General features: G+C 64.3%; 18 protein-coding genes and 2 pseudogenes. 11 read left to right on the top strand and 9 right to left on the bottom strand.

All coding sequences use genetic code 11. From position 1 onward, the window contains the following. Positions 1–503: pseudogene (locus IQ782_RS28050) on the bottom strand (alpha-hydroxy acid oxidase); the annotation flags it as partial. Between the two features lie 638 nt (positions 504–1141). Next, complete coding sequence (locus IQ782_RS28045) at positions 1142–3142, bottom strand: TonB-dependent receptor domain-containing protein (RefSeq protein ID WP_194137979.1); 2001 nt, start codon at positions 3140–3142, stop codon at positions 1142–1144. Positions 3143–3599: 457 nt separating this feature from the next. Between IQ782_RS28045 and IQ782_RS28040 the strand changes: the two genes are divergently transcribed. The 4 genes from IQ782_RS28040 to IQ782_RS28025 are packed head-to-tail and all read left to right on the top strand — an operon-like array spanning position 3600 to position 7370. Next, entirely contained in the window at positions 3600–4655 is a 1056-nt protein-coding gene (locus tag IQ782_RS28040) for a hemin-degrading factor (RefSeq protein WP_194137978.1), read from the top strand. Next, complete coding sequence (locus tag IQ782_RS28035) at positions 4652–5518, top strand: ABC transporter substrate-binding protein (RefSeq protein WP_194137977.1); 867 nt, start codon at positions 4652–4654, stop codon at positions 5516–5518. The genes IQ782_RS28040 and IQ782_RS28035 overlap by 4 nt, the downstream gene beginning before the upstream one ends. 1 nt (position 5519) lies before the next feature. Then, the gene (locus tag IQ782_RS28030) at positions 5520–6587 is read left to right on the top strand and encodes a FecCD family ABC transporter permease (RefSeq protein WP_194137976.1); all 1068 of its coding nucleotides are present in this window, start codon (positions 5520–5522) and stop codon (positions 6585–6587) included. Between the two features lie 3 nt (positions 6588–6590). Next, complete coding sequence (locus IQ782_RS28025) at positions 6591–7370, top strand: heme ABC transporter ATP-binding protein (protein WP_194137975.1); 780 nt, start codon at positions 6591–6593, stop codon at positions 7368–7370. 121 nt (positions 7371–7491) lie between these two features. Here the strand turns inward: IQ782_RS28025 and IQ782_RS28020 are convergent. Together IQ782_RS28020 and IQ782_RS28015 are read right to left on the bottom strand one after the other, a co-directional pair. Further along, a pseudogene (locus tag IQ782_RS28020) lies at positions 7492–8264 on the bottom strand (transposase). A gap of 117 nt (positions 8265–8381) precedes the next feature. Further along, on the bottom strand, positions 8382–9299 hold the full coding sequence (locus tag IQ782_RS28015; RefSeq protein WP_194137974.1) for a LysR family transcriptional regulator: 918 nt from the start codon (positions 9297–9299) through the stop codon (positions 8382–8384). Positions 9300–9432: 133 nt separating this feature from the next. On the opposite strand from IQ782_RS28015, the gene IQ782_RS28010 reads away from it, so the two are divergent. Continuing rightward, the gene (locus tag IQ782_RS28010) at positions 9433–10113 is read left to right on the top strand and encodes a type 1 glutamine amidotransferase domain-containing protein (protein WP_194137973.1); all 681 of its coding nucleotides are present in this window, start codon (positions 9433–9435) and stop codon (positions 10111–10113) included. A 49-nt stretch (positions 10114–10162) separates the two neighbouring features. Here IQ782_RS28010 and IQ782_RS28005 read toward each other — a convergent pair whose 3' ends face one another. The 3 genes from IQ782_RS28005 to IQ782_RS27995 form a co-directional block, all read right to left on the bottom strand. After that, complete coding sequence (locus tag IQ782_RS28005; protein WP_194137972.1) at positions 10163–11275, bottom strand: zinc-binding dehydrogenase; 1113 nt, start codon at positions 11273–11275, stop codon at positions 10163–10165. 507 nt (positions 11276–11782) lie between these two features. Further along, complete coding sequence (locus tag IQ782_RS28000; RefSeq protein WP_194137971.1) at positions 11783–12946, bottom strand: isovaleryl-CoA dehydrogenase; 1164 nt, start codon at positions 12944–12946, stop codon at positions 11783–11785. A gap of 12 nt (positions 12947–12958) precedes the next feature. Next, entirely contained in the window at positions 12959–16399 is a 3441-nt protein-coding gene (locus IQ782_RS27995) for an indolepyruvate ferredoxin oxidoreductase family protein (RefSeq protein ID WP_194137970.1), read from the bottom strand. Positions 16400–16568: 169 nt separating this feature from the next. On the opposite strand from IQ782_RS27995, the gene IQ782_RS27990 reads away from it, so the two are divergent. After that, positions 16569–17024 (top strand): Lrp/AsnC family transcriptional regulator, encoded by a 456-nt coding sequence (locus IQ782_RS27990; RefSeq protein ID WP_194137969.1) that lies wholly within the window; start codon positions 16569–16571, stop codon positions 17022–17024. 12 nt (positions 17025–17036) lie between these two features. Here the strand turns inward: IQ782_RS27990 and IQ782_RS27985 are convergent, their stop codons facing one another. Continuing rightward, positions 17037–17777: an FCD domain-containing protein gene (locus IQ782_RS27985; protein ID WP_194137968.1), complete on the bottom strand. Its 741-nt coding sequence runs from the start codon at positions 17775–17777 to the stop codon at positions 17037–17039. 113 nt (positions 17778–17890) lie between these two features. Between IQ782_RS27985 and IQ782_RS27980 the strand changes: the two genes are divergently transcribed. From IQ782_RS27980 to IQ782_RS27960, 5 genes are all read left to right on the top strand, one after another. Next, positions 17891–18865: a TRAP transporter substrate-binding protein gene (locus IQ782_RS27980; protein WP_194137967.1), complete on the top strand. Its 975-nt coding sequence runs from the start codon at positions 17891–17893 to the stop codon at positions 18863–18865. Between the two features lie 113 nt (positions 18866–18978). Beyond that, complete coding sequence (locus tag IQ782_RS27975; RefSeq protein ID WP_194137966.1) at positions 18979–19458, top strand: TRAP transporter small permease; 480 nt, start codon at positions 18979–18981, stop codon at positions 19456–19458. Further along, on the top strand, positions 19458–20759 hold the full coding sequence (locus IQ782_RS27970) for a TRAP transporter large permease (RefSeq protein WP_194137965.1): 1302 nt from the start codon (positions 19458–19460) through the stop codon (positions 20757–20759). Before IQ782_RS27975 ends, IQ782_RS27970 begins: the two co-directional genes overlap by 1 nt. Further along, positions 20756–21469 carry an RraA family protein gene (locus IQ782_RS27965; protein WP_194137964.1) on the top strand — a complete coding sequence of 238 codons (714 nt, stop codon included), beginning with the start codon at positions 20756–20758 and terminating at the stop codon, positions 21467–21469. Before IQ782_RS27970 ends, IQ782_RS27965 begins: the two co-directional genes overlap by 4 nt. Before the next feature lie 188 nt (positions 21470–21657). Next, entirely contained in the window at positions 21658–23397 is a 1740-nt protein-coding gene (locus IQ782_RS27960) for an aconitase family protein (protein WP_240989645.1), read from the top strand. Positions 23398–23474: 77 nt separating this feature from the next. Here IQ782_RS27960 and IQ782_RS27955 read toward each other — a convergent pair whose 3' ends face one another. Next, positions 23475–23585: a hypothetical protein gene (locus IQ782_RS27955; RefSeq protein ID WP_338092662.1), complete on the bottom strand. Its 111-nt coding sequence runs from the start codon at positions 23583–23585 to the stop codon at positions 23475–23477. Between the last annotated feature and the right edge of the window lie 12 nt (positions 23586–23597).

Below are 23597 nucleotides of genomic sequence, written 5' to 3'. Positions count from 1 at the left end.
ACGTTGTTCTCGCGGTTGGCCAGCACGGCGGTGTCGGCGGTGAGCACGAGCGTCTCGTGGCCCGCCTTGCGCACCCGCTCGATCAGCGCACGGATAGGGTCATCCACGCCCGGCAGATAGGCCTAGAACCAGCCATCGGGATTGGCCTCGCGCACACGCTCGAGCGGGGTCAGCGACGAGCCGCTGAGAACATAGGGAATGCCTTCGGCCTGCGCGGCCCGGGCCATGGCCACGTCTCCGTCCCGCGCCATGAGGGCGACAATCCCCATGAGCGCGATGCCGAAAGGCGCCTGCCAGTCGTGGCCAAAGAGCGGATGGGTCAGGCTGCGCCCCTCGACGGCGCGCAGCACGCGGGGCACCAGCCGGTATTCCGAAAACACTGCGCGATTGTCGGCGCGGGCGGCGGTCGTCTCGGTGCCACCGGAGATATAGCCAAAAAGCTGTCGCGGCAGGCGCCGCCGCGGCGGGGTTTCAAAATCGTTCACGCTCAGCAGCTTAATCATCGGGTTCCTCCATCGCAGTGAAACCTAAGCGGGTTCGGAAACAGTGAAAACTGCAAATCGAGGTCGGCTTCCTTTCCTGCCACGCGGCACCAGGCTGGCCTCAGCACGTAGCACCGTCGTGCACCCAAGGCCTTTTGCGTGCGAAACCGGCCCTGCATCGTCTGATAAGGTCGAATGATGTATATACGTCTTACGTCACTGCTGTGCGCGAAGCGGCGATCCGACGTTTCTTCGATCCTTGCACTCTTACAAAACCCGGGCTGGCCACCTCTGCTTTTTCGTCGCCATGACGCCCTATTTTTGCGGCGTGATGTTCACGAAAGTTTTCAGGCACCACCGCAGCAAACCGTCATGCCTCGACTGGGCGAACGGCGCCTTCCAGCTGCTGCCCGGAGACGTGCAAGGGTTCATCCCGATCACTGAGGATTTGGACCGCACCCGCCCTTGAGACCGCGGGGCGTTTCTTCCATGCCAGCCGAGTGTGTCCTGACCGCGCGCCGAGACGTGCTTCCCGCTCCCGGCGACAGACTCTTGTTCGCTCCCAGAGATCGGGCGCGAGGTCACTTCGTGGTCATCCTTTTCCTTGGTCGCGACGTCCCTACCGCGACCAAGGGGATCGCCATACCAGAAGAACTGGCTCAGAAGGTCATCTGAAGCCCGAGGTAGTAGGTGCGGCCGGGTCCATTGGCGGTGGCGGCGTAGGGCAGGTATTCCTCGTCGCCGAGGTTCGCGATCTTGCCGGTGATCAGCAGGTTGTCGGCTGCCTCGTAGCTAGCGAAGACATCCCAGAGCCCGTAGGCATCGCTTTCCGCCTCGCTGTCGATCGAGACGCCCGCGGCGGTGTAGCTGTAGGTCGCCCCCGCGGTCAGATCGCCGCCGAGGAAATGCCGCGCCAGCGTGGTCGAGAAGGTCTCGGGCGGCTGCAGTTCGTAACCCTCGTAGCCCGACGGCGGGGTCGAGTCCGAGTTGGTGTAGGACAGCGCCGCCGACCAGAGTTCGGAGTCGTAGGCCGCCTCGAGCTCGAAGCCCTGCGTGACCGTGGTGCCGTCGATGTTGTCATAGTAGGCCAGCGTCGTCGACCCGACCGAGGTGTAGGTGTCCTCCATGACGTAGGCGACGTAATCCTCGACGTTCATCTTGAAGTAGGCAAGCCGTGCGGTCAGCCGGTCGCCCGAGCTGATCAGGTTGCTGCGCGCGATGTTGACGCCGATCTCGCCGCCTTCGGTGGTCTCGGTCTGCAGGTCGGGGTTCGGCCCGAGGTAGAGGTTGAAGAACCCGTAGCCGTGGAAGCTTTCCTGCAGCGTCTCCTGCAGCGAGGGCGCGCGAGTGCTGCGCGAGTAGGACACATAGGGCTGCAGCCAGTCGTTGACCTGATAGGCCAGCGTCAGCTTGGGATCGAGCGAGTTGTCGTCGATGTCGACGTCGCCGGACTCCAGCTCGTTGTCGAGCCTGCCGTGCAGGCTGTAATCGCTGTAGCGCAGCGCCGCGGTGATCTCCCACGGGCCGTTCGAAAAGATGTTCTCGGTGAAGATCCCCAGCGTCTCCGCCTCGCCGAAGGTCGGGTTCGCGCCGCCCTCGGCCCCGCCCAGTTCATCCTCGAAATACTCAAAGCCGTTGGTCGAGGTCAGCATCCAGCTTCCCAGCGCCAGCTCGGAGACGTTGGTGACGTCGAGCCCGGTGGTGATGGTCTGCATCTGCCGTCCGACGTAGGAGCCGGTGCCGTCGATAGAGCCGGTATATTCGTTGTCGGTGATCGCCCGGTAGACATTCGCCGTCAGGTTGACCGCCGGGCTGTAGTTCAGGCTGTAGCCCAGCTTGTAGAGGTCGGTCGTCATCTCCTGCTCGTAGGAATTCGACGCATAGTCCGCGTTCATCCGCGTCGCCAGGAACTCGAGGCTTTGCGTCTCGGTCAGCGCGGTGCGGCCGCGCAGCAGGTAGCTGTCGCGGTCCTTTTCGGTGTTCGCCACCTCGTTGCCCGCGCCGTCCTCGAAGGCATCGGCCGCGGTGCGCGCATAGGCGCCGACGATCGAGCCACGCTCGCCGACATAGGCCGCCGCTCCCATGCGCCCGAAATCGTCGCCATTGTCGCCGTAGCTGAGCTTCACCCGTCCCCCGGCACCCTGCCCGTCGACGATGTCCTCGGCCTCGAGCAGTCGGAAGTTCGCGGCGCCCGCCGAGCCGCTGCCGCCCGCGGTCACCACCGCGCCGCGGGTGATGTCGATGCCCTGCAGGAACAGCGGCTCGAAATTCGCGTAGCCCTCGGAGGCGTGACCGTTGAAACGGAAGGTCTGCGGCACGCCCTCGACGGTCATCGCCACCCGGCCCTGTCCTTGCAGGCCGCGGATCGACACGGCAACGCCCGGCTGCCCGGGGTTGAGGCGCGTCGAGACGCCCGGGGTCTGGCGCAGCACGTCATCGACCGTCGCGGTGCCGCCCTGCGCGGTCACCGAGCTGCCTTCGAGATGCGAGCTGTTCTCGCCCGCGTAGACCGGCGTGCCGTCGGCCGAATAGCCGACGACGATGCGCCCGAGGAAAGTCGCCTCGGCGTCGGTCGCCTCCTGCGCAGCAGCGGTTGTCCCGGTCGCCGCCAGCGCCAGCGTGATCGCCGTCGCGCCGCGGAGGAATGCTGCAAGTCTCATCGTCTGTCGTCCTTGTCCCTTCGCCGGCGAAGCCACGCCTGCAGACGCAGGCAGGGCCCGGTCGCCGCGGCGCGCCGGCGCACTCGTTATCGAACGGTGCGGGCCCTTGCCGACCGTCCTTGGGTTCATGATCTGGGATGTTCGCTTGCGCAGGTGTCCGGGGTTCCGGGTCACGCTCAGCTGGCGCTCGGCAAGGGCTAAGCCCGCGTCGGGGTAAAAGTCAAGTGTTTTAGTCTGGAATTTCTCACCAAGGAGTTCCAGCCAGAAAGATTGCAAAAACTTACATTCTTACAAGGCTCTGAGCGGACGCATCCGGCTGGGTGCAGACGAAACTCTTGCACCGCCCCCACTACCTGAGTAGATGAGTCGGATATAAAAAACTATTTACCGCTCCAGCCGATGCATCCGCCGGGTGCAAGCCAGACATCGCGTCCCTCTACATGGCCAGGAGTGACTTATGGCTCAAACCCCGCCGCTTTCCGCGCAGGACATCCGCGCCGCGCGTCTCGAGAAATTCACCCTGCGCGAGCGCGATCTCGCGGAGCAGCTTGGCATCAGCGAAGCGGAGTTGATGGCCGCCCACGTGGGTCACGGCGTCACCCGCATCACCGCTAATCCCGACCGGCTGATGGCCGCCGCCGAGACGCTGGGCGAGGTTCTCGCCCTGACCCGCACCCCCTCCTGCGTGCACGAGAAGCTCGGGCGCTACGCCAATTACCATTCCGGCGAGCACGCCTCGATGGTGCTCAACGAAGAGATCGACCTGCGGATCTTCCCGCGCCATTGGGTGCACGGCTTCGCGCTCGACCAGCAGACCGAAAAAGGTCTTCGCCGCGCGCTGCTGGTGTTCGATGCCGCCGGGGATGCGGTGCACAAGATCCACCTGCGCGACGGCTCGGACCACGAGGCCTGGGCCGGTGTCGTCAACGATCTCGCGCTCGAGATGCAGGACGAGACGCTTCAAACCGAGCCGCGCGAGGCCCCCGAGCCCGCTCGCGCCCGCGCCGACCGCGCCGGGGAACTGCGCGAGAACTGGGACAAGCTGACCGACACCCACCAGTTCCTGACCATGGTCAGCCGGCTCAAGATGAACCGTCTCGGCGCCTACCGCGTCGCCGGCGCGCCCTACGTCCGCCCGGTCGCGCCGCAGAGCCTCGAGGCGCTGTTCACCGAGTTGTCGGCGAAACAGGTGCCGGTGATGGTCTTCGTCGGCAACAACGGCTGCATCCAGATCCATTCCGGCCCGGTCACCAACATCAGGATGATGGGTCCCTGGCTCAACGTGCTCGACCCCGGCTTCGACATGCACCTGCGCAACGACCACGTCGCCGAGATCTGGGAGGTGCACAAGCCGACCCGGCGCGGCATGGCGGTCTCAGTCGAGGCCTTCGACTCCGAAGGCCGGATCATCCTGCAGATCTTCGGCGTTCGCAAACCGCAGGACCGCGCCGCCGAGTTCGAGGCGATCGCCAGCGCCCTGCCCGAGGCCGCGCCCGCCGAGGTGCTGTCGTGAGGCTCGCCACCTGTCGCCGCCTGACGCTGACGGCGCTTCTCGTCCTGCCGCTCCTGCCCGCGCCCTCGCGTGCCGAAGAGCCGCAGCGCATCGTCTCGATCGGCGGCTCGGTGACCGAGATCGTCTATGCCTTGGGCGAGGAAGACCGGCTCGTGGCCCGCGACACGACATCGACCTACCCGCCCGAGGTCGCCGCCCTGCCCGACATCGGCTACATCCGGCAGCTCTCGCCCGAAGGCGTGCTCTCGGTGAACCCCACGCTAGTCCTGACCGAGGAAGGCGCCGGGCCTCCCGAGGCGGTGGAGCTGCTGAAGGAAGCCAGCATCGAGTTCGTCGAGATCCCCGAGGGCTACGACCGGGCGGCAGTGCTCACCAAGATCCGCCGTGTCTCCGAGGTGCTGGGCGTGCCCGAGAAGGGCGAGCAGCTCGCCTCGGACGTGGCGGCCGCCCTCGACGACGCGGGCAGGATCGTAGGGGAGGAGAGCTCAGGCACACCGCCGCGCCGGGTGCTCTTCGTGCTGTCGATGCAGGGTGGCCGCGTCATGGCGGGCGGCGCGAACACCGCCGCCGACGGGATCATCCGCCTTGCCGGCGGCGTCAATGCCGTCGCCGGGTTTGACGGGTACAAGCCGCTGTCGGACGAAGCCATCATCGAGGCCGCGCCCGACGTGATCCTGATGATGGCGCGGGGCGGCGATCTGGCGGTCAGCGACGAGGCGCTCTTCTCGCATCCGGCGATCGCCTCGACCCCGGCGGGCGAGACCCGCGCGGTGCTGCGCATTGACGGGATGAAGCTGCTCGGCTTCGGGCCGCGCACCGCCGAAGCGGCAACGGAGCTTGCCCACGCGCTCGCGGGTGGCTGAGATGGTGGCGATCCATCCGGAGGGCCACCTCGTCGGCGACCGGCGCGGGCTGGCCCGCCGCACGAGCTGGGTTCTCGCCGCGCTGCTGCTGGTCGCGGCCTATGCCAGCCTTGCGGTCGGGGCCTCGGGCGTCTCGCTGCCCGCCGCGCTGGCGGACCTGCTGGCGGGCCGCGAGATCGACGCCCGCGCCCGCATCATCCTGTTGGACATCCGCCTGCCGCGGCTGCTCACCGGCATGATGGTCGGTGCCTCGCTCGCGGTGGCGGGCGCGGTGCTGCAGGGGCTTTTCCGCAACCCGCTGGCCGATCCCGGGCTGGTCGGGGTCAGCGCCGGGGCGGGACTGGGCGCGATCTCGGCCATCGTGCTCGGCGGGCTGCTGCCGGGGGGGCTGGCCGGGCTGCTGGGCTCGGCGCTGATGCCGGTGCTGGCCTTCGCGGGAAGCTGGCTGTCGGTCAGCCTGCTCTACGTGATAGCGACCCGCGGCGGGCACACCTCGGTGGCGACGATGCTGCTGGGTGGCATCGCGCTGGCGGCGATGACTGCAGCCTTCTCTGGGCTGCTCATCTACATGGCCGACGACCAGCAACTACGGGATCTCACCTTCTGGAGCCTCGGATCCCTCGCGGGTGCATCCTGGAGCAAGACCCTCGCCGCCGCGCCGCTGATGCTGGCCGCGCTGCTCACGGCCCCGGCGCTTTCGCGCGGGCTCAACGCGCTGGCGCTCGGCGAGGCGGCGGCGCATCACCTCGGCATCCCCGTGCAGCGCCTGAAGACCGGCGCGATCGTCGTCGTCGCGGCGGCGGTCGGCGCGGCCACGGCGATTTCGGGCGGCATCGGCTTCGTCGGCATCGTGGTGCCGCACCTGCTGCGCCTCGCCACCGGGCCGGACCACCGCGCACTGCTGGTCAACTCGGGCGTGCTGGGGGCGAGCCTGTTGCTGCTCGCCGATGTGGTCAGCCGCAGCATTGTCGCGCCGAGCGAGCTGCCCATCGGCATCGTCACCGCGGTGATCGGAGGCCCCTTCTTCCTATGGATCCTGCTGCGCCGGCGCGGCAGCCTGGAGATCTGAGCCATGCTCGACGCAACTGATGTCACCGTGACCCTCGGCCGTCGCCGGGTCCTCGACGGCGTGAACTTCCAAGCCGCTCCCGGAGAATTGACGGCGATCGTCGGGCCGAACGGCTCGGGCAAGACGACGCTGCTGCGCGCCGTTACCGGCGATCTCGGCTACCGGGGGCGCATCACCCTGGCCGGCAAGGAGCTCTCGGGCATTCCTGCCTGGCGTCTGGCGCTCCGCCGCGCGGTACTGGCGCAGTTCACCCCGCTGGCGTTTCCGTTCACCGTGGCCGAGGTCGTTGGGCTGGGCCAAATCCGCAAAGGTCCCGGCAGCGCAGCCGATCTCACGCCGCGCGCGCTGGCGCGGGTCGGTCTTTGCGGTTACGCAAGCCGTCCTTATCAAGAGCTGTCCGGCGGCGAGCAGCAGCGCGTTCAGCTGGCCCGTGTCCTCTGTCAGGTGTGGGAACCGGTCGAAGGCAGCGAGGCCCGTTGGCTGTTCCTCGACGAACCGGTCTCGAGCCTCGATATCGCACATCAGCTGCAGGTCATGCAGATCGCCCGGGACTTTGCCGACGTCGGCGGCGGGGTGGTGGCGATCATGCATGATCTGAACCTCACCGCGATGTTCGCCGACAGCGTCGCACTCATTGCCGAGGGGCGCCTGCTCGAGCAGGCCAGCCCAGAGGTGCTGCTGCGCGATGACCTGCTGTCGCGCGCCTATGGGTGCAGCCTCCGCGTGAGCACTCCGCCGCCCAGCGGTCCCTATGTGCTGCCGCATGCAGCACGGCTCGGCTGAGCCTGACTGACCGGCGCTAAGGGTGCCCTACCCCGAAACTAATAGCCGCCAAGCCCGGTCGAACCATTGGCGCGGTTGGATAAATCAGCTGTCGCGCGCGATCCCCCTTTCCCGGGCACACTTATCCTACGGCCACGGCCATCGGGATGCCGAGTGCCGTGAAGCGGTTGAGGACCGCCGCGCCGATCTGGACTTCTGCCAACGGACGGTCAAAGTCCCGTGACATCAGCCGCTGGCCGAGCAGCTTCCCGAAGTTCATTTTCGTTTCGACCCTGCTGCGGCGGTGATACCCGCTCCAGTTCCGCCAGAGCGCCCGGCCCAGGTGCTTCGAAGCTTGCCGGAACTCGTTGTGTGTACGAGTTCCTACCGTGTCCGGCTTCCAAGGCCGAGCGTTTCGGCGGGATTGAATGATCGCTGCTGCTCCGCGGTCCGCGATGGCATCATTCCAGGCGCGTATGTCGTAGGCACCGTTCGCCGTAATGATGGCGATGTCCTCGTTCACCGGGATTTGGGCGAGCAGGTGAAACGCGTCCTTGGGGCCGCGATACGGGATGGTCACGTCCAAGGTCGTCGGCCGCAGGAATAGGATGCTGAAATCCGGTACAGCCCAGTCGACTCCGGACTGCTCCAGAAGGCTCACCACGGAAACAGTAGTTTGCCGGAGTGGCATGACGAGCAGAACCTTGATGGTCAGACATGCCTGGATCGCGTTCTTCGGGGAATCGAGTTCCCCTTACCGCTGTATGCCTGTTGGCGGCCGCGACGACCGGAGGGTGTCGCTTTCCATTCCATCGAGAGATCGAGCCAGACGGTCAGTGATCCGCGCCGCCTCAGCGCCTGTTCGCAGGTATCCCGGTTGGTGGTATGGTATTTGGTCTGTGCCGGTCTGGTCATGACCGCCAGCTATCCTACTAGATTCGCGCAGTGAAGCCGTAGCCGCATTTGCGCGAAAAAGCCGTGGTGTAGCGTTAGTCGACCAGTGCGCGCAGATTGCCGCCCATCATCTACGTCTCACGTGTCTCGGCCCCTCTCCTTTTCTCCAAGTGCAATGTTGTTCAGAAGGTCTCGCAGCCAGATGTGGCGTGCGTCGCTCCGGTTATGTGGGTGCCAAGCGACCTGCGTCGGGAAGGTGCCAAGGTTCAGTGGGACCGGCATGTCTCGGAGACCATAAGGTTCGGCGATCATCGCCGCTATGCGCGCAGGGACCGTGGCGATGCCTCCGACGCGAGCGACCGTCGGGGCCGCCGTCAGGAAGTGCGAGACGAGCACCGCGGTGTTGCGGCGCAGGCCTGTGTCGGCGGTCAGCTTGTGCAAACCGGTGCGCCATTTTCCGGGCGGCGCCACCACCACATGCGGAAGCCGCTCGTATAGGTCGCGATCCAGGATCGCATCATCTGCCAGAGCCTCAGGAGCGACGATGCAGCGGAAGCCGTCATTGAAGATCTCCGACACAACTAAGTCCTCTGGTGGCGGGGAGAAACGGCCAATGGCGAGATCGAAGCTTTGCCCGGCAAGGGAGCGCGGATCCAGGTCCGGGCCGATCGGGGCGATCTCGAGCTCCGCCTTGGGGGCGTGACGCGCGAAGGCCGCGGCCAGAGACGGGGCAAGGACGACCTCCGCGTAAGGCCCCAGCAACAGCCGGAAACGCCGCGTGCTTTGAGCGGGATCGAAAGGCTCCGCGGCACGGAACGCCAGTTCGAGCCGGTCCAGCCCGGCTGCGATGTCCGGGGCGATCTGAAACGCCTTTTCGGTCGGCTCGACGCCGTATCTGGCGCGCAGAAAAAGCTCGTCCCCCAGGGCGACGCGCAGCCGCGCAAGGGCTGCACTGACGGTGCTTTGCGACTGGCCAAGGCGTCGCGCCGCAGCGGTGACATTGCGTTCTTCCATCACGGCGTGGAAGACGCGGAGAAGAGATATGTCCGGGGTCATGTGTCCAGCCTACCGATATCTGACATGCTGCGCATCAATTTCTCGATCTGCGAATTCGTCCCATATCAGTCCGGAGACGTTCCTGCAGTGACCCTTCGCAGGACGTACCGAGACAACGCAAGGAGCCCTGAAAATGGCACGTATTCTGATCCTGTCCACTGCGGCCGATGTCCTTGGCGATACCGGCAACCCTACCGGCGTTTGGTACGAAGAGTTGGCGAGTCCGTATTACGCTTTCCTTGATGCGGGCCACGAGGTCACGCTGGTGACGCTTGGCGGCAAGCCCGTACCCATCGACCCGAATTCCGACGTGACCGGTGAGGAGGCCCCGGCCTCGGTCACAAGGTTCCGCGCAGATGCGGAGGCAACGGCGCTGCTGTCCAGCCCCGGTCGCCTCGAGGACGAGGACGTCACAACCTACGACGCGCTCTACATCCCGGGCGGCCACGGCGCGATGTTCGACCTCGCGGAAAGCGCGCTTGCAGCCGAGGCCATTGGCAAAGCCTGGGACAGCGGCAAGATCGTCGCCTCGGTCTGTCATGGCCCGGCGGCCTTTGCCAAGGTCGTGGATGCGAATGGCGATCCCATCGTGAAGGGCCGCAAGGTCACGGCCTTCACGGACAGCGAGGAAGAGGCCGTGGGGCTGATGGAGGCGGTGCCGTTCCTGCTGGAAACCAAGCTGCGTGAACTCGGGGCTGACTTCGAGAGCGTCGGCGACTGGCAGCCTCATGCCGTGGCCGATGGCCGGCTGGTGACCGGGCAGAACCCGGCTTCGTCGGAGGCGGCCGCGAAGAAGGTCCTCGAGCTTCTGTAACCTTATGTGGCGCTGCCCGGCGACGGGCGGCGCCTCTCTGCCCTGCGGGTCAGGTCCAGGGCGTGACGAGGTATTTCTCGCCCGTGCGCATGGCACGGTAGTCCAGCACGGCGTCCTTGGTCAGCATTTCCTCCAACGTGACGCGAGATTTGTAGCTGCTGGCAAAGGTGCTGGTGAGGTTGTCACGTACGCGCTGACGCATCCGGCCCATGGTCTCCTGCCCAATCGACTGCAAGAATGGGAACAGAAGCCAGCCAGACAAGGTCCAGCCGAACCCGTAGCTGGGTGTCAGGATGGTAGGGCTGGTGTCGAGGCGGCCGTAGATGAACATGCGTTTCGGCTGGTTCGATCCGTAGCGCGAATACTCGGCCATCTGCTCCCTTGCGACCCTCTCCATCGCCCGAAATGCGGTATCGACCAGCGTGCCGCCCCCCACGGGATCGAAGCCGTAGAAGGCGCCTGTCTCACGAATTTCGTCGGTCAGCTTGTCCATGAAATCGTCTTCGGAAGAGTTGACCACATGCTCGGAGCCAAGCCCCTTCAGCAGCTCCTCCTGATCGCTCTTTCGCACGATGTTCACCAGCCCGATGCCATCCTCCGCGCAGATGCGCGTCAGCATCTGGCCGAGGTTCGAGGCACCAACGGTGTGGAGGATCGTGTCCTGACCATCGGCCCTGGCGGTCTCCACGAAGCCGAGGGCGGTCATCGGGTTGACGAAGGCGCTGGCGCCTTCTTCGGCGGAATGCTCGCCCAGCGGGAGGCACATCTCCGCGTCGGAGAGGCAATACTGGCTGTAGGCGTTGCCCGGGACGCAGGAGACGCGCTGCCCCATCAGCGCCTGCGCAGCATCACTGTCGCCAGCGGCAATGACCGTGCCTGCGCCTTCGTTACCAGCGGGCAATTTCAGACCGTGACGGGCCTTCGATGCGGCATTTGCCGCCTCGGGCATCCGGGCCACGAACTTGCCCGGCGTGTAATCCGCGTTATCCATGTCGGCGCCGCCGACGAGAATGGCAAGGTCCGAGGGATTGATCGGCGCAGCTTCCATCCGCACCAGCACCTGGTTGTGGGTGGGGTCGGCAAATGAAACGTCTTCAAGCGCGACGGTCAGTGTGCCGTCGGCCTCGAGCGTGGTGAACAGCTGTTTTCCGGTGGTGGCCATGCAGGCGCCTCCTTCGCGTTTCATCGGGTGATGTGGATCTAGGGCCAATTCCGACGCATCCAAAAATTCTGCATCCGGCACAAGGCTCACACTCAAAACGACTGTCGTGGGCTCAGATCGGACCTGAGGCACTGCTCATGCTCATCGCGCAAACCTTGTTGAAAGCCGCCAGTGTAGAGGGCGACGCACCCGTCACAGGTCAGCCGCAGAAGGACATATCCCTTGCCTCTCGGCCCATTCCCGCCGCTCAACAGGGAAACTAATGCTGTGATGCAGCATCACTCGGTCGGCCGTTCGACCATCGCGCAGCACTTTCATAGAGTGAAGGCCGGCAGCGCGGAGATCCGGTCGCGCAGCCAAACGGGCCGCGGCTGACGCGACGCTCGCGCGCCTTAGCGCCCCCGCCGGCCGCGGCCCGCCCGGCCGCATCGCGCACCGGCGCCAGAGCGGCCTGGTTGACCGCGAAGGTTTCGGACAGGGGTGACAGGGTCGAATGAAGCACGGCCATCAGCGCATCGCCCCCATCAATTCGCGCCCGATCAACATGCGGCGGATCTCGGAGGTGCCGGCGCCGATTTCCATCAACTTCGCGTCACGGAAGATTCTGCTGACGGGCGTTTCGTTCATGAAGCCCGCCCCACCCATGGCCTGCACGGCCTGATGTGCGACGGTCATCGCCTCCTCGGATGCATAGAGCACGCAGGCGGCTGCATCCTGCCGGGTTACCTGTCCCCCGTCGCAGCCACGGGCGACCTCGTAGACGTAGGCACGGGCCGAATTCATCTTGGTGTAGATGTCCGCAATCTTGCCCTGCATCAGTTGGAAATCCCCGATGCTCTGGCCGAACTGCTTGCGGTCGACCATGTAGGGCATGATCTCGTCCAGGCAGGCTGCCATGATGCCAAGACCGATGCCGGACAGCACGACGCGTTCATAGTCGAGCCCCGACATGAGAACGCGCACCCCTTTCCCTTCTTCGCCAAGGATGTTCTCGGCGGGCACTTCGACATTTTCAAAGATCAGCTCGACCGTGTTCGAGCCGCGCATCCCAAGCTTGTCGAAATGCGGAGACTGGGAAAAACCTGCCATGGTCTTCTCGATCAGGAAGGCCGTGATACCCTTCGTTCCCGCATCCGGATCGGTCTTGGCGTACACAACAAGCGTATCGGCCTCGCCGCCATTGGTGATCCAGAACTTGTTGCCGTTCAGAACAAAATGATCGCCCTTCCTCTGCGCGCGCAGTTTCATGCCCACCACATCGGAACCGGCACCGGCTTCGGACATGGCAAGCGCACCGACATGTTCGCCGCTGATCAGCTTGGGAAGATAGCGCTCCTTCTGCGCGTCCGTTCCATTCAGCTTGATCTGGTTCACGCAGAGGTTCGAATGCGCGCCGTAGGACAGCGACACGGATGCGCTGGCCCGCGCGATTTCCTCGACGGCCACGACATGGGCGAGATATCCCATTTCAGCGCCACCATAGGCCTCGGGCACCGTGATCCCCTGCAGCCCGAGGGCGCCGAGTTCCTCCCAAAGCTCGGCGGGGAATTCATTCTTCTCGTCGATGTCCTGCGCCATCGGCTTGAGCCGGTCTTGCGACCAGCGGTGCACCATGTCGCGCAGGGCGTTCACATCGTCGCCAAGGTCAAAGGTCATTGATGCCGTGAACATGTCGTCTCCTCCTCACGCCGCCGTGGCGGTCTTCTTGCCGTTCAGCAGTGCCGAGCGGATCTGATCCCGGCTGTCTGTCTGCTTTTCATAAGCGGCCTGCTTGACCGGGCCGTAGCCACGCACCTGCTGCGGCAGGGCCAGCAACTCGGACATCAGCGACGGATCGGCCTCCGCGCCCAGTTGCTGCGCCAGGTCGAGATCGGCCTCGTGCAGGTCGATCAGGGCGCGTTCGATCCTGCGATCCTCGCTGTGCCCGAAGGGATCGGCCCATGTTCCACGCAGGCCCTTGAGCCGTGCCAGCAGACGGAAGACGGGCAGCAGCCAGGGGCCGAACTCGCGCTTTTTGGGCCGGCCCGTGGCATCTTCGCCGGGCAGGAACGGCGGGGCGAGATTGAACGAGATGCGGTAGTCCCCGTCGAACGTTGCCGCCAAACCCTCCCTGAAGGCCGGGTCCGAGTAGAGGCGCGCCACCTCGTATTCGTCCTTGTAGGCGAGCACCCGCGCATAGGAGATGGCCGCCTGCCGCAGCGTCTCGGGCGGCAGGACGGCGGTGAGCGAGCTCAGTCGCGTGGTGTACCGCCGGGCCAGTGCCGCATTCTGATAGGCCGTCAGGTGCTTCTCCCGCTGGGCGATCAGCTCTTGCGTGCTCATCTCGCCTTGCGGGATCTTCGGCGTCGTTTCCGGCTCGAGCCGGGCAAGCACCGCCCCCGCATCATGCGCAAGCATCCGCCCCCAGTCGAAGGCCCCGAGGTTGAACGGGATCGCGACACCGTTGAGGCGGATCGCCTCGGCAATCGCGTCCCGGCCGACGGGGACAAGCCCCTGTTGCCAGGCGTATCCCAACATCATCATGTTGGCGCCGATCTCGTCGCCAGTGAGTTCCGCCGCAAGCTCCGAGAAGTCGTGGTAATGGTCGCGGTTACGCACCGTCTTCTCCACCAGCCGCTCGACTGCGGCCTCCTGGAAATCGAAATCCCGCAGGCGGACGAAATCCGACACCGGCGTGATCTTGGTGTTGAGCAGCGCGTCGGTCCGATCGGGGTTGCACAGCAGCAGGCTGTCCTTCGATGCCGCGACGACGCTGTCCGCGCCGATCAGCAGGTCCGCCGTCCCGGCGGCGATCCGCGGTGCCGTCGCGGGGCGATCACGTCGCGAGATGCGCACATGGCTGAGCACCGCGCCACCCTTCTGCGCCAGCCCCGCCATGTCGAGGATCATCGGCACGCGCCCCTCGATATGGGCGGCCATGCCGAGGATGGCTCCGATGGTCAGAACTCCGGTCCCACCAACGCCGGTCAAGGCAAGGTTCCAGGCACGGTCGATTTCGGGCAGACGCGGCTCGGGCAGGATCGAGACGTCCGGCCCCCCCTGAGCGCTGCGCTTCTTGAGGCTGCCGCCGCGCACCGTCACGAACGAGGGGCAGAAGCCCTTCAGGCACGAGTAATCCTTGTTGCACATGGACTGGTTGATGCGGCGCTTGCGGCCCATCTCGGTCTCTTCGGGCTCGACCGCGATGCAGTTGGACTTTTCCGAACAGTCGCCACAGCCTTCACAGACGGCGGGATTGATCCAAAGGCGCATGTCGGGGTCTTCCATCTTGCCCCGCTTGCGACGGCGCCGCTTCTCTGCGGCGCAGGTCTGCTCGAAGACGATGACGGTCACGCCCGCCACCTCGCGCAGGTCCAGCATGACGGTGTCGATCTCGTCGCGGTGGCGGATCTCGGTGCCCGGCGCCAGGTCGGACGCCTTGTAGACATCCGGGCGATCAGACATCAGCACGATGCGCGCGACACCTTCGTGGTGCATCTGATGCGTGATCTGCTGCGGCGTGAGCGTGCCGTCGACGGGCTGCCCGCCAGTCATGGCCACAGCGTCATTATAGAGGATCTTGTAGGTGATGTTCGCGCCGGCGGCGACGGACTGCCGCACGGCAAGGTGACCGGAATGGAAATAGGTGCCATCCCCCAGGTTCACGAAGCGGTGCTTTTCGTCGGTGAAGCGTCCGATGGCCGTCCACGGCACGCCTTCAGCCCCCATGTGGGTAAAGGTCTCGGTCCGGCGATCCATCCACTGCGCCATGAAATGGCACCCGATGCCCGCCATCGCCTTGGACCCTTCGGGAACGCGCGTCGACGTATTGTGCGGGCAACCTGCGCAGTAGTGCGGCAGACGGGTCACCGGGGGCGTGTGGCTTGCGACCTTGCCCTCCGCAGACTTCAGCTGCTGCGCACGCGCATGAATGTGCGCTGCCAATCCTTCGGGCAGGTCCAGCTTCAGGATGCGTTCGGCCAGCGCATCGGCGACCCGGCCAACGGTCAGTCCCCGGCTGAGCGACAGGAAGGGGCGATCGCGCTCATCGAACTTCCCGACGATCCTCGGCCGGACATCGGCCCGCCAGTTGAAGAGTTGCTGCTTGATCTGGTTCTCGATGATCTCGCGCCGCTCTTCGACGATCAGGACCTCTTCGAGCCCCTCCGAGAACGTGCGGATCCCCTGCGGCTCCAGCGGCCAGGGCATGCGGACCTTGTAGAGCCTGAGACCGATCGCCCGGAGTTCGTCGGGGCCCAGGCCCAGCTCGGCCATTGCCTGCCGGACGTCTTCGTAGGCCTTGCCAGAGGCGACGATCCCAAGGCGCGCGTTCGGGTCCACGATGGTGACCTGATCGACCTTGTTCGCGCGGGCAAAAGCGATGGCGGCAAAACCCTTGTGTTCTTGCAGGCGTTCGTCCTGAACCAGCGGCGTGTCGGGCCATCGCAAGTTCAGCCCGCCCGGAGGCAGTGAAAAATCCTCTGGCAGAACAAACTGCCGTGCCTCTTGGGCCAGATCGACAACCGACGTCGTCTCCACTGTTTCCGAGATCACCTTGAAGCCGACCCAGCAGCCCGAGAACCGGGACATGGCCACACCAAGAAGACCCATCTCGAGGAATTCGTGAACCGAGGAGGGATACAGCATCGGCATGAGCGCCGACATGAAGGCATGATCGGACTGGTGGGGGATCGACGAGGATTTGCAGGTGTGGTCGTCGCCCGCGAGCGCCAGAACGCCGCCATGCGCGGCCGTCCCGGCAGCGTTGGCATGCTTCAGAACATCGCCCGAACGGTCTACGCCGGGCCCCTTGCCATACCAGATACCGAACAGACCGTCCTTTCTGGCGCCCTGCGACAGATGCAGCTGCTGGCTGCCCCACACGGCCGTTGCGGCCAGGTCCTCGTTCAATCCGGGCTGGAACACCACATCGTGTTTCGCGAGATGCTTCCGGGCGCTCGTCAGCTGCTGATCGTAACCGCCGAGGGGGGAGCCGCGATATCCAGAAATGAAAGCCCCGGTGTCGAGGCCGGCAGCCTTGTCGCGGCGCATCTGCGTCATTGGTAATCGAACCAGGGCCTGAGTGCCGGTCAGAAAGACATGACCCGTTTCAGCGGCATACTTGTCGTCGAGTGTGATGGACATGGGGGACCTCCGGACACGGATGATCACACGGGATGCCGGGCACGTGGTTGCTATCTTGAAGCTATATGATGGTATGATAGGTTACACTGTAGCTCGCGAGGCGCCCTTTTGGCTCACTTGTTCCAAACTGGCGCGAATCCCGCGATCGATGTCTCAGGGAGGAGGCAGGATGTTGGATGAAGCGGATCGACGGATCCTGAGGTGCATTCAGTCGAATCCTGACATCACCATGCGCGAGCTTGGTGATGCGACCGGATTGAGCCACTCGCCGTCCTGGCGGCGGTTGCAACGGCTGAAAGAAGGCGGGGTGGTTGGCGATAAGGCCTACCACATCGACCCTGAAAAGGTTGGATACGAGATCCGGGTTCTCTGCTTCGTCCGGATCGCCGCCCACAATCGCGACCGGCTACAGGCCTTCGAGGACGCTGTTCAGAGGGTGCCTGAGATCTTGCAGTGCTATTCGCTCAGCGGTGACCACGACTATGTCCTGCACGTCGTGGCCAAGAGCGTTCGCAATTATGAGGAGACGGTCAAGAACGCGATCGTGGAACTGCCGAATGTCCAGTCGATCAGCACCAGCTTCACGCTGAAAAGCGTGAAGGACACCCGCGTGATACCGGTCTGATACCAATACAGCTCAAGCGGTGCGGGCCTCTTCGCTTTCGCGGTTCTCGTCACGCACGGCCCAATAGGCATCGATCGATTCCTGAAGGTGAGCGCGCATCGCCTCCTCGGCAGCATCCGGGTCATGGGCCTGGATTGCCTCGAATATCTCGAGATGCCGCTTGAAGGCGCGCTCTGCGGCCCCTTCCCTCTTGATCGCGACGCGACGATGCTCTTCGAGCCACTTCTGGACCGCGCTATGCAGTGAATCGAGAAACACATTCCCCGACACCTTGGCGATGGCCAGGTGGAACGTGATGTTGGTCTCAACAAAGGCTTCGTCGTCGCCGATGCTGGCTTCATTGGCGTCGAGGGCCGACTTTATCGCCGCAATCTGTTCATCCGTCGCATCTCGCGCAGCGATTCTTGCAAGGAACGCTTCGAACATCATGCGCGCCTCTTGAAGCTGGCGCAGCCTGTCCGGGCGGGACAGGACGAACCGCGCCGGACCAGCCAGATCGTCAATCATCTTTTCGGCACTTGGCTCAATGACGCGGGCCCTGCGACCATTCTCGAGATCTATCAATCCGCTTTGATGCAGCGCGAAGAGGGCCTCTCGCACCGCCGTCCTGCTTACGCCGAAGCTCTCGCACAGGTCGCGCTCTGCGGGCAGGAAATCCCCCGGTTTCAGATCACCGCGAACAAGGGCAGACTCGATCTGCTCGACGACGTTTTCGTAGAGCTTCTTGCGGCGGACCTGTTCAGCTTTCAACATTATCGTGTCTCCCTCCCCTGCAGGATACTTTCATGCTCGGTTGTGTCCACCTGTAATTTGGTATAATAGGTAGACAGCCGGTTGAGGAGTCGGCGACCAAGGGAGGAAATAACATGTCAATTTGCTTTAAGAAGCACACGTTGGCTGGCGCAGCTTTGATGCTCTCGAGCGTCGCGCTGCCGGCGCATTCGGAGACCGTCCTGCAGCTTGCCTCGGTTGAGACACCCCAGACAGTCTGGGGTCAGGTCGCGCAAAAGTTTGCGGACGGCGTAGCTGAAGCATCGGGCGGCGACCTGGAGATCGAGCTGGCGCTCTCCGGCACCACCGGGTCCGTGCGCGAGACGCTGGAAGCGCTCGCAATCGGCACGAACGACATCGTCATGACAGTGGTCGCGTCGCTGAACTCCTACGATCCGCTCGCCGCCATCGAAAGCTATCCCTACCTGATCCGGGACGAGGATCACTTCAACACGGTCTACAATGGTGAGATCGGCGCGGAACTGTTCGATGTCCTGGCCCAAAAGACAGGTCTGCGCCTTGTCGGCGCCGGCTCGCGCGGACCTCGGGAAATGGCTTCGACCCTCCCGATCAACTCGGTCGAAGACCTCGCTGGTCTGAAGATCCGCGTGCCGGGAATAGACGTGTTCCGCGCGACGTGGGAAACGCTGGGCGCTTCGCCGACGCCGATGTCTTCCGGTGAAGTCTATACCGGCCTGCAGTCCGGCATCATAGATGCCGTGGAGAACCCGCTCTCGGCCCACATCCGCTCGAAATACTACGAGGCGGCGGACTACGTCATTATGACTGATCACGTCTATGGCGCCTATACCTTCGTGTTCGATGATGCGCGATTCCACCAGCTCTCGGACGAAGAGCAGACTATCGTGAACGAGCAGGCCAAGATCGCGATGGAATGGGGTACGGAGCAGGCGAAGGCTGAACTCGCCGATCTCGAAAAAGAACTCGAAGGCTTCGGCGCAGAGTTCATCCGTCCGGATTTGTCTGAGTTCCGCGCCAGACTGGAACCGATGGCAGAGAAATTCCCCGAGTTGGAACCCTGGGTAAAGAAAATTCAGGCCGCCAACTAACCCACGAGCACTCAGTCCCGCTCGGCACCGCTCGAGCGGGATGTCCTATGTTAAGGTGCCGATCCAGTGGTCGCGCACAATGAACACATACGTAGCGGCTCGGGGGCCGGGATATGAAACAGAAATTCGCCAGGTTGTCGCACATTGTCGCGGGAGGGGCGGGTCTTGTTGCCAACCTCCTCCTGCTGGCCATGCTCGGCGCCATAGGAGTGCAGGTGGTCGCACGGTTCGTGATCGGCGCGCCCACGGTCTGGGCCGAAGAGCTTGCCCGCTTCCTGCTTGTCGCCATCACGATGATCGGGTCAGCCGCGTTGATCGAGAAGAACCGGCATATCTCGATCGATGTCGTGGTCGATACCTTGCCCATGGGCGCACGGATCGCCGTGGGCTGGCTGCGGGATGCCATCACCCTAACGGTCTGCGGCCTGCTGGCACACTACGGCTGGCTCCTGGTCGGGATCGGCGGCCGGCAGACCTCGACCGGGCTTGGGGTGAAGATGTCCCTGCCCTATCTGGCGATCCCCATCGGTGCCGCGCTCATCGCGCTTGTCCTGGTGCTGTCCCGCCTTGGTCGCGTGTCGGAGGACAGCTGATGGAACTTGCTGAACTTGCACTTATTCTCATCGGTGGCATTGGCTTCTGCATTCTCATCGGTGTGCCGCTCGCCGTGTCGATCATTGCCGGTTCGATGCTTGCGATCTTTGCCCACGGAGGCGCCAATCCCGTCATCGCGCCACAGCGCCTTTTCTCCGGGATGGACAAGTTTTCCCTCATGGCCATCCCTGCCTTCCTGTTCGCGGGCGCGCTGATGTCGGGCGGCGGGATCTCGGCACGTCTGATCGACTTTGCCAACGCCCTGGTCGGACGCTTCACCGGGGGGCTCGCCATATCGAACGTCCTGTCATCGGTCCTGTTCGGCGGCATCTCCGGATCGGCCGTGGCCGATACCGCTGCCATCGGCGGAACCTTCATCCCCGCGATGGACAAGTCCGGCTATCCGACCCGCTATTCGGTCGGCATCACGGCGGCATCCTCCCCGATCTCGCCCCTGATCCCGCCCTCCATCGCCTGGATCGTCTATGCCTACCTGACGGACCAATCGGTGCTGCGGATGTTCATCGCGGGCATCGTGCCAGGACTTCTCTGGGCTCTAGCCCTGATGGTCGCCGCCTGGGTAATCGCACGGCGCAACACCTACCCGGTCTTCCCCCCCGCGCCCATGAGCGAGCTGGCGCACAAGTTCGTTGTTGCCCTGCCAGCGCTTGCAATGCCTGTCCTGCTGCTCGTCGGCATCCTGTCGGCCCTGTTCACGGTGACCGAAGCCTCGGTCGTGCTGGTGGTCTATGCCCTGTTCGTTTCGGGCGTTATCTACCGCGAGCTGACCTGGAGGGTCTTCTGGAACGCCCTGACCGAAGCATCGCGCCTGACGGCGGCAGTCATGTTGATCCTCGCTGGCGCCTCGCTCTTCGCCTGGATGCTGGCCTGGGTTCATGCGCCCGAAACCTTCGGCGCCTGGATGCAATCATGGGTGACGTCGCCTATGATGTTCCTGCTCGTCATCAATGTCCTGCTGCTGATCGTCGGCATGGTCATGGAGGTGAATGCCGCGAAGGTCATGCTGCTGCCGGTCCTGTTCCCGATCAGCCAGGAACTGGGCATCGATCCCATCCATTTCGGTGTCGTCATCACCGTGAACCTTTGCATCGGACTGGTGACGCCCCCGATCGGCATCGTGCTGGCTGTCGCAAGTGCGATCGGCAAGATCTCGATCGGCGAAGGGACCCGCGGCGTGATGCCCTTCGTGCTGGTCGCCTTCGTTGTCCTTGCCGCGCTGACGTTCTTCCCGGTGCTGTCGACCGGCCTGCCCGACCTTCTGCTGGGAGAACGGCCATGACCAATATGTTCGAACGGTTCAGAGCCTTGGGCACGGCTCTCGTCAGCGATGTGCTGGACGAAGCGGGGTATCACAGCCAGACGCTCGACCCTACCCTCGGGCCTGTTGGTGCCTTTGAGCCCGCCTGTGGGCCGGCAATCTGCGTATCGGGTGAACGGTCCGTCACCACGCGCACGGCAGCAGGCCCTGACGCGACACTGCCTCTCTACAACCTGCCGACGCTGGCGCAGCCTGGCGGGATTCTGGTTTTCGCAACCTCCGGCTTCCGGGGCGGCGGCGTGACGGGCGAGTTGCTGGCACTCGACCTGAAATCGGCAGGCGTTGTCGGCATGGTGACGGACGGCATGGTGCGCGACAAAACGGCCTTGGCACAGATTGGCCTCAACGTGGTCGCGGCAGGGGTCATCCCCACGAATGGCGCGCGTCGCTTCCAGATAACCGGATGGGGCCAATCCGTCACGCTGCCCGGCCCCGAAGGAGGCAGGGTGAGCATTGCCCCCGGCGATCTGGTCCTTATGGATGCCGATGGCGTGCTGATCATTCCGAACGATGCCGCCGCTCGCGTGCTGGAGATGGCGGAAGAGCTGGCGCGCAAGGAAGAGATTCTTAAATCAAACACGACCACGCAGTCCGCCGAAGTCCGCGCCAAGGCCCGGGCCGAGCGCATGTCACACATGGTCTGGCTGCGACATCCGGAGGTGAGCCGATGAAATTCGATGGACGCATTCTGTTCCTGGGAACCGAACCCGGGGCCGTCGCCGCCCAGTTGCAGGGGCAGGACCTGAGCCTTGCGGAGGCAGGCCCCCTGCGGTCGGATATCTCGACCGACGAGATCACTCCCCTGCCGATCCTGCTGAACTATGACGCCCGTCTGGCGCGCTATGCCCATACCGGGACGATGATCGGTGACGAAAAGCCGATCGGTGAGAACGCCATTGCCGATGGCGGATTTGCCGTCATCGTCGCAGGCAAGCGCTACGGAAAAGGCTCTTCGCGCGAACATTCGCCCCTGGCGGAAAAATCGGCGGGTATCCGGCTTGTGATCGCGGAAAGCTTCGAGCGGATCTATCGGCAGAACTGCGATAACCTCGGGATCTTCACCTCCACCGACTTCGGTCTGATCGAGCGTATCCGCGCGGACGAGGATATTGCGCTGGAGGAGCTGGTCGCAGGCCGTGACACGCTGGCACAGGCGATCCTGCGCGCCGGGGGGCTGCTGGCGTATGGACAGGACAAGCTGAAGGGCGCCAAGCTGCGCGGCGTGATGCCTGACGGTCCCTTGACGCTGGCCCAGAAAATCGTTGCCCGCCACGCACTCGATGTCGACGGGATCGACTGGGATCTTTCGCCCGGCACCGGCGGTTTCGTGCGCGCGGGCCATCGCTTCATCCATGAATACTACACCGCCATGGCCGCGCACATGCTGCATGACCGTTTCGGCAAACCGCTTGCGCTTTTCGATCCGAAGACCGTCGTCCTGTTCGAAGATCACCTGTCCTACGCGCATCGCTCGCCTACGCACCTCAAGCTGGGGCTGCTGCCGCAGGTTCGCGAGTTGAGCGAGGCTCACCGGGCCTTTGGCAAGGACTACGGGCTGACCGATCACGGCTACCTGCTGGGCGAGGACGGGTCAGAAGGCATTTCCCACGCCATGATGGCGGAATCCTACGCCCTGCCCGGGGGGATCGTAGTTGGCACCGACAGCCATACGCCCCACTCCGGCGCGGTCGGATGCTTTGCCTATGGTGTCGGGACAACCGACATGGCCAATGCCTTCGTGACGGGCGCCATCCGGCTGACAATGGCAGAAAGCCTGCGTGTCCGTCTTGAGGGCGTTCTGCGGCCCGACGTCATGGCGAAGGATGTCGTGCTGAAACTCCTGTCCACCGACCTGATCCGCTCAGGCGGCGGTCTCGGCCGGATATTCGAGTTCACGGGGCCCGTTGTCGACGCGATGTCGATCGACGAACGAGCCACCCTGACGAACATGGTTGCCGAGCTGGGAGGGTTGACGGGCCTCTGCGCCCCCGATGCCGAAACCGTTCGCTTCCTCAAGGAGCGCCGCGGGCTCGACTTTGCTCTCGAGGATTGGATGCACTCCGACGAGGGCGCAACCTACGCCGAGGAAGTGACGCTTGACTGTTCGGAGATCGGCCCCATGCTGGCGCGCCCCGGCGATCCCGGCAACGGTGTTCCCGTTGACGAACTTGATGAGCCGATCAAAGTCGACATCGCCTATGGCGGCTCGTGCACGGCGGGCAAGCGCGAGGATTTCGACAGGTACTACGAGGTCGCCAGATGGGCCGCGGATCGCGGGCTGAAAGTTGCACCGGGGATCGAGCTCTACCTTCAGTGCGGAACGGTCCAAGTTCGGGACTACTGTCTTCAGCAAGGATACCTGCAAGCCTTCGAGGCCATCGGAGCAGAGATGCTTGGTCCGTCCTGTGGTGCCTGTGGTCAATGCGGGCCCGGTGTCTCAAGTCGCGACGACCAGGTCACGATCTCGGCCATCAACAGGAATTTTCCAGGCCGTGGCGGTCCGGGCAAGACCTGGCTTGCAAGCCCACCGACGGTGGTGGCGAGCGCAATCGCCGGACGCATCATGACCTTTGAGGCGCTGATTGCCTCGCTTCCCTGAGATCTTCAGTGGGCGTCGCATTGGCAGGTCGTGATCGCCTCGGCCTTGATGTACTACCCGACGCGCCCTCGGCGGTCCTACGAGTTTTCGCGCAATAGGTCGCGGTAGCGTCCGAGGCTGCCCTCGAGATGCGCCTTCATCGCTGCCTCGGCACGCGCCGCATCGCCGTCGATGATCGCATCGACGATACCTGCGTGCTC

This window comes from Salipiger mangrovisoli, from assembly GCF_015223355.1.
Taxonomy (GTDB): domain Bacteria; phylum Pseudomonadota; class Alphaproteobacteria; order Rhodobacterales; family Rhodobacteraceae; genus Salipiger; species Salipiger mangrovisoli.
The sequence above is the reverse complement of the archived record's forward strand: the minus strand, read 5'-3'. Positions and strand labels throughout refer to the sequence as shown.

Excerpts from the sequence above, each read along its gene's own strand:
- IQ782_RS27965 (WP_194137964.1), top strand. The coding sequence starts at position 20,756 with ATGACCAATATGTTCGAACGGTTCAGAGCCTTGGGCACGGCTCTCGTC.
- IQ782_RS28015 (WP_194137974.1), bottom strand. The coding sequence starts at position 9,299 with ATGACCCCGGACATATCTCTTCTCCGCGTCTTCCACGCCGTGATGGAA.
- IQ782_RS28045 (WP_194137979.1), bottom strand. The coding sequence starts at position 3,142 with ATGAGACTTGCAGCATTCCTCCGCGGCGCGACGGCGATCACGCTGGCG.
- IQ782_RS27970 (WP_194137965.1), top strand. The coding sequence starts at position 19,458 with ATGGAACTTGCTGAACTTGCACTTATTCTCATCGGTGGCATTGGCTTC.
- IQ782_RS28010 (WP_194137973.1), top strand. The coding sequence starts at position 9,433 with ATGGCACGTATTCTGATCCTGTCCACTGCGGCCGATGTCCTTGGCGAT.
- IQ782_RS27975 (WP_194137966.1), top strand. The coding sequence starts at position 18,979 with ATGAAACAGAAATTCGCCAGGTTGTCGCACATTGTCGCGGGAGGGGCG.
- IQ782_RS28030 (WP_194137976.1), top strand. The coding sequence starts at position 5,520 with ATGGTGGCGATCCATCCGGAGGGCCACCTCGTCGGCGACCGGCGCGGG.
- IQ782_RS28040 (WP_194137978.1), top strand. The coding sequence starts at position 3,600 with ATGGCTCAAACCCCGCCGCTTTCCGCGCAGGACATCCGCGCCGCGCGT.
- IQ782_RS28000 (WP_194137971.1), bottom strand. The coding sequence starts at position 12,946 with ATGTTCACGGCATCAATGACCTTTGACCTTGGCGACGATGTGAACGCC.
- IQ782_RS27995 (WP_194137970.1), bottom strand. The coding sequence starts at position 16,399 with ATGTCCATCACACTCGACGACAAGTATGCCGCTGAAACGGGTCATGTC.
- IQ782_RS27980 (WP_194137967.1), top strand. The coding sequence starts at position 17,891 with ATGTCAATTTGCTTTAAGAAGCACACGTTGGCTGGCGCAGCTTTGATG.
- IQ782_RS27990 (WP_194137969.1), top strand. The coding sequence starts at position 16,569 with ATGTTGGATGAAGCGGATCGACGGATCCTGAGGTGCATTCAGTCGAAT.
- IQ782_RS27985 (WP_194137968.1), bottom strand. The coding sequence starts at position 17,777 with ATGTTGAAAGCTGAACAGGTCCGCCGCAAGAAGCTCTACGAAAACGTC.
- IQ782_RS27960 (WP_240989645.1), top strand. The coding sequence starts at position 21,658 with ATGATCGGTGACGAAAAGCCGATCGGTGAGAACGCCATTGCCGATGGC.
- IQ782_RS28005 (WP_194137972.1), bottom strand. The coding sequence starts at position 11,275 with ATGGCCACCACCGGAAAACAGCTGTTCACCACGCTCGAGGCCGACGGC.
- IQ782_RS28025 (WP_194137975.1), top strand. The coding sequence starts at position 6,591 with ATGCTCGACGCAACTGATGTCACCGTGACCCTCGGCCGTCGCCGGGTC.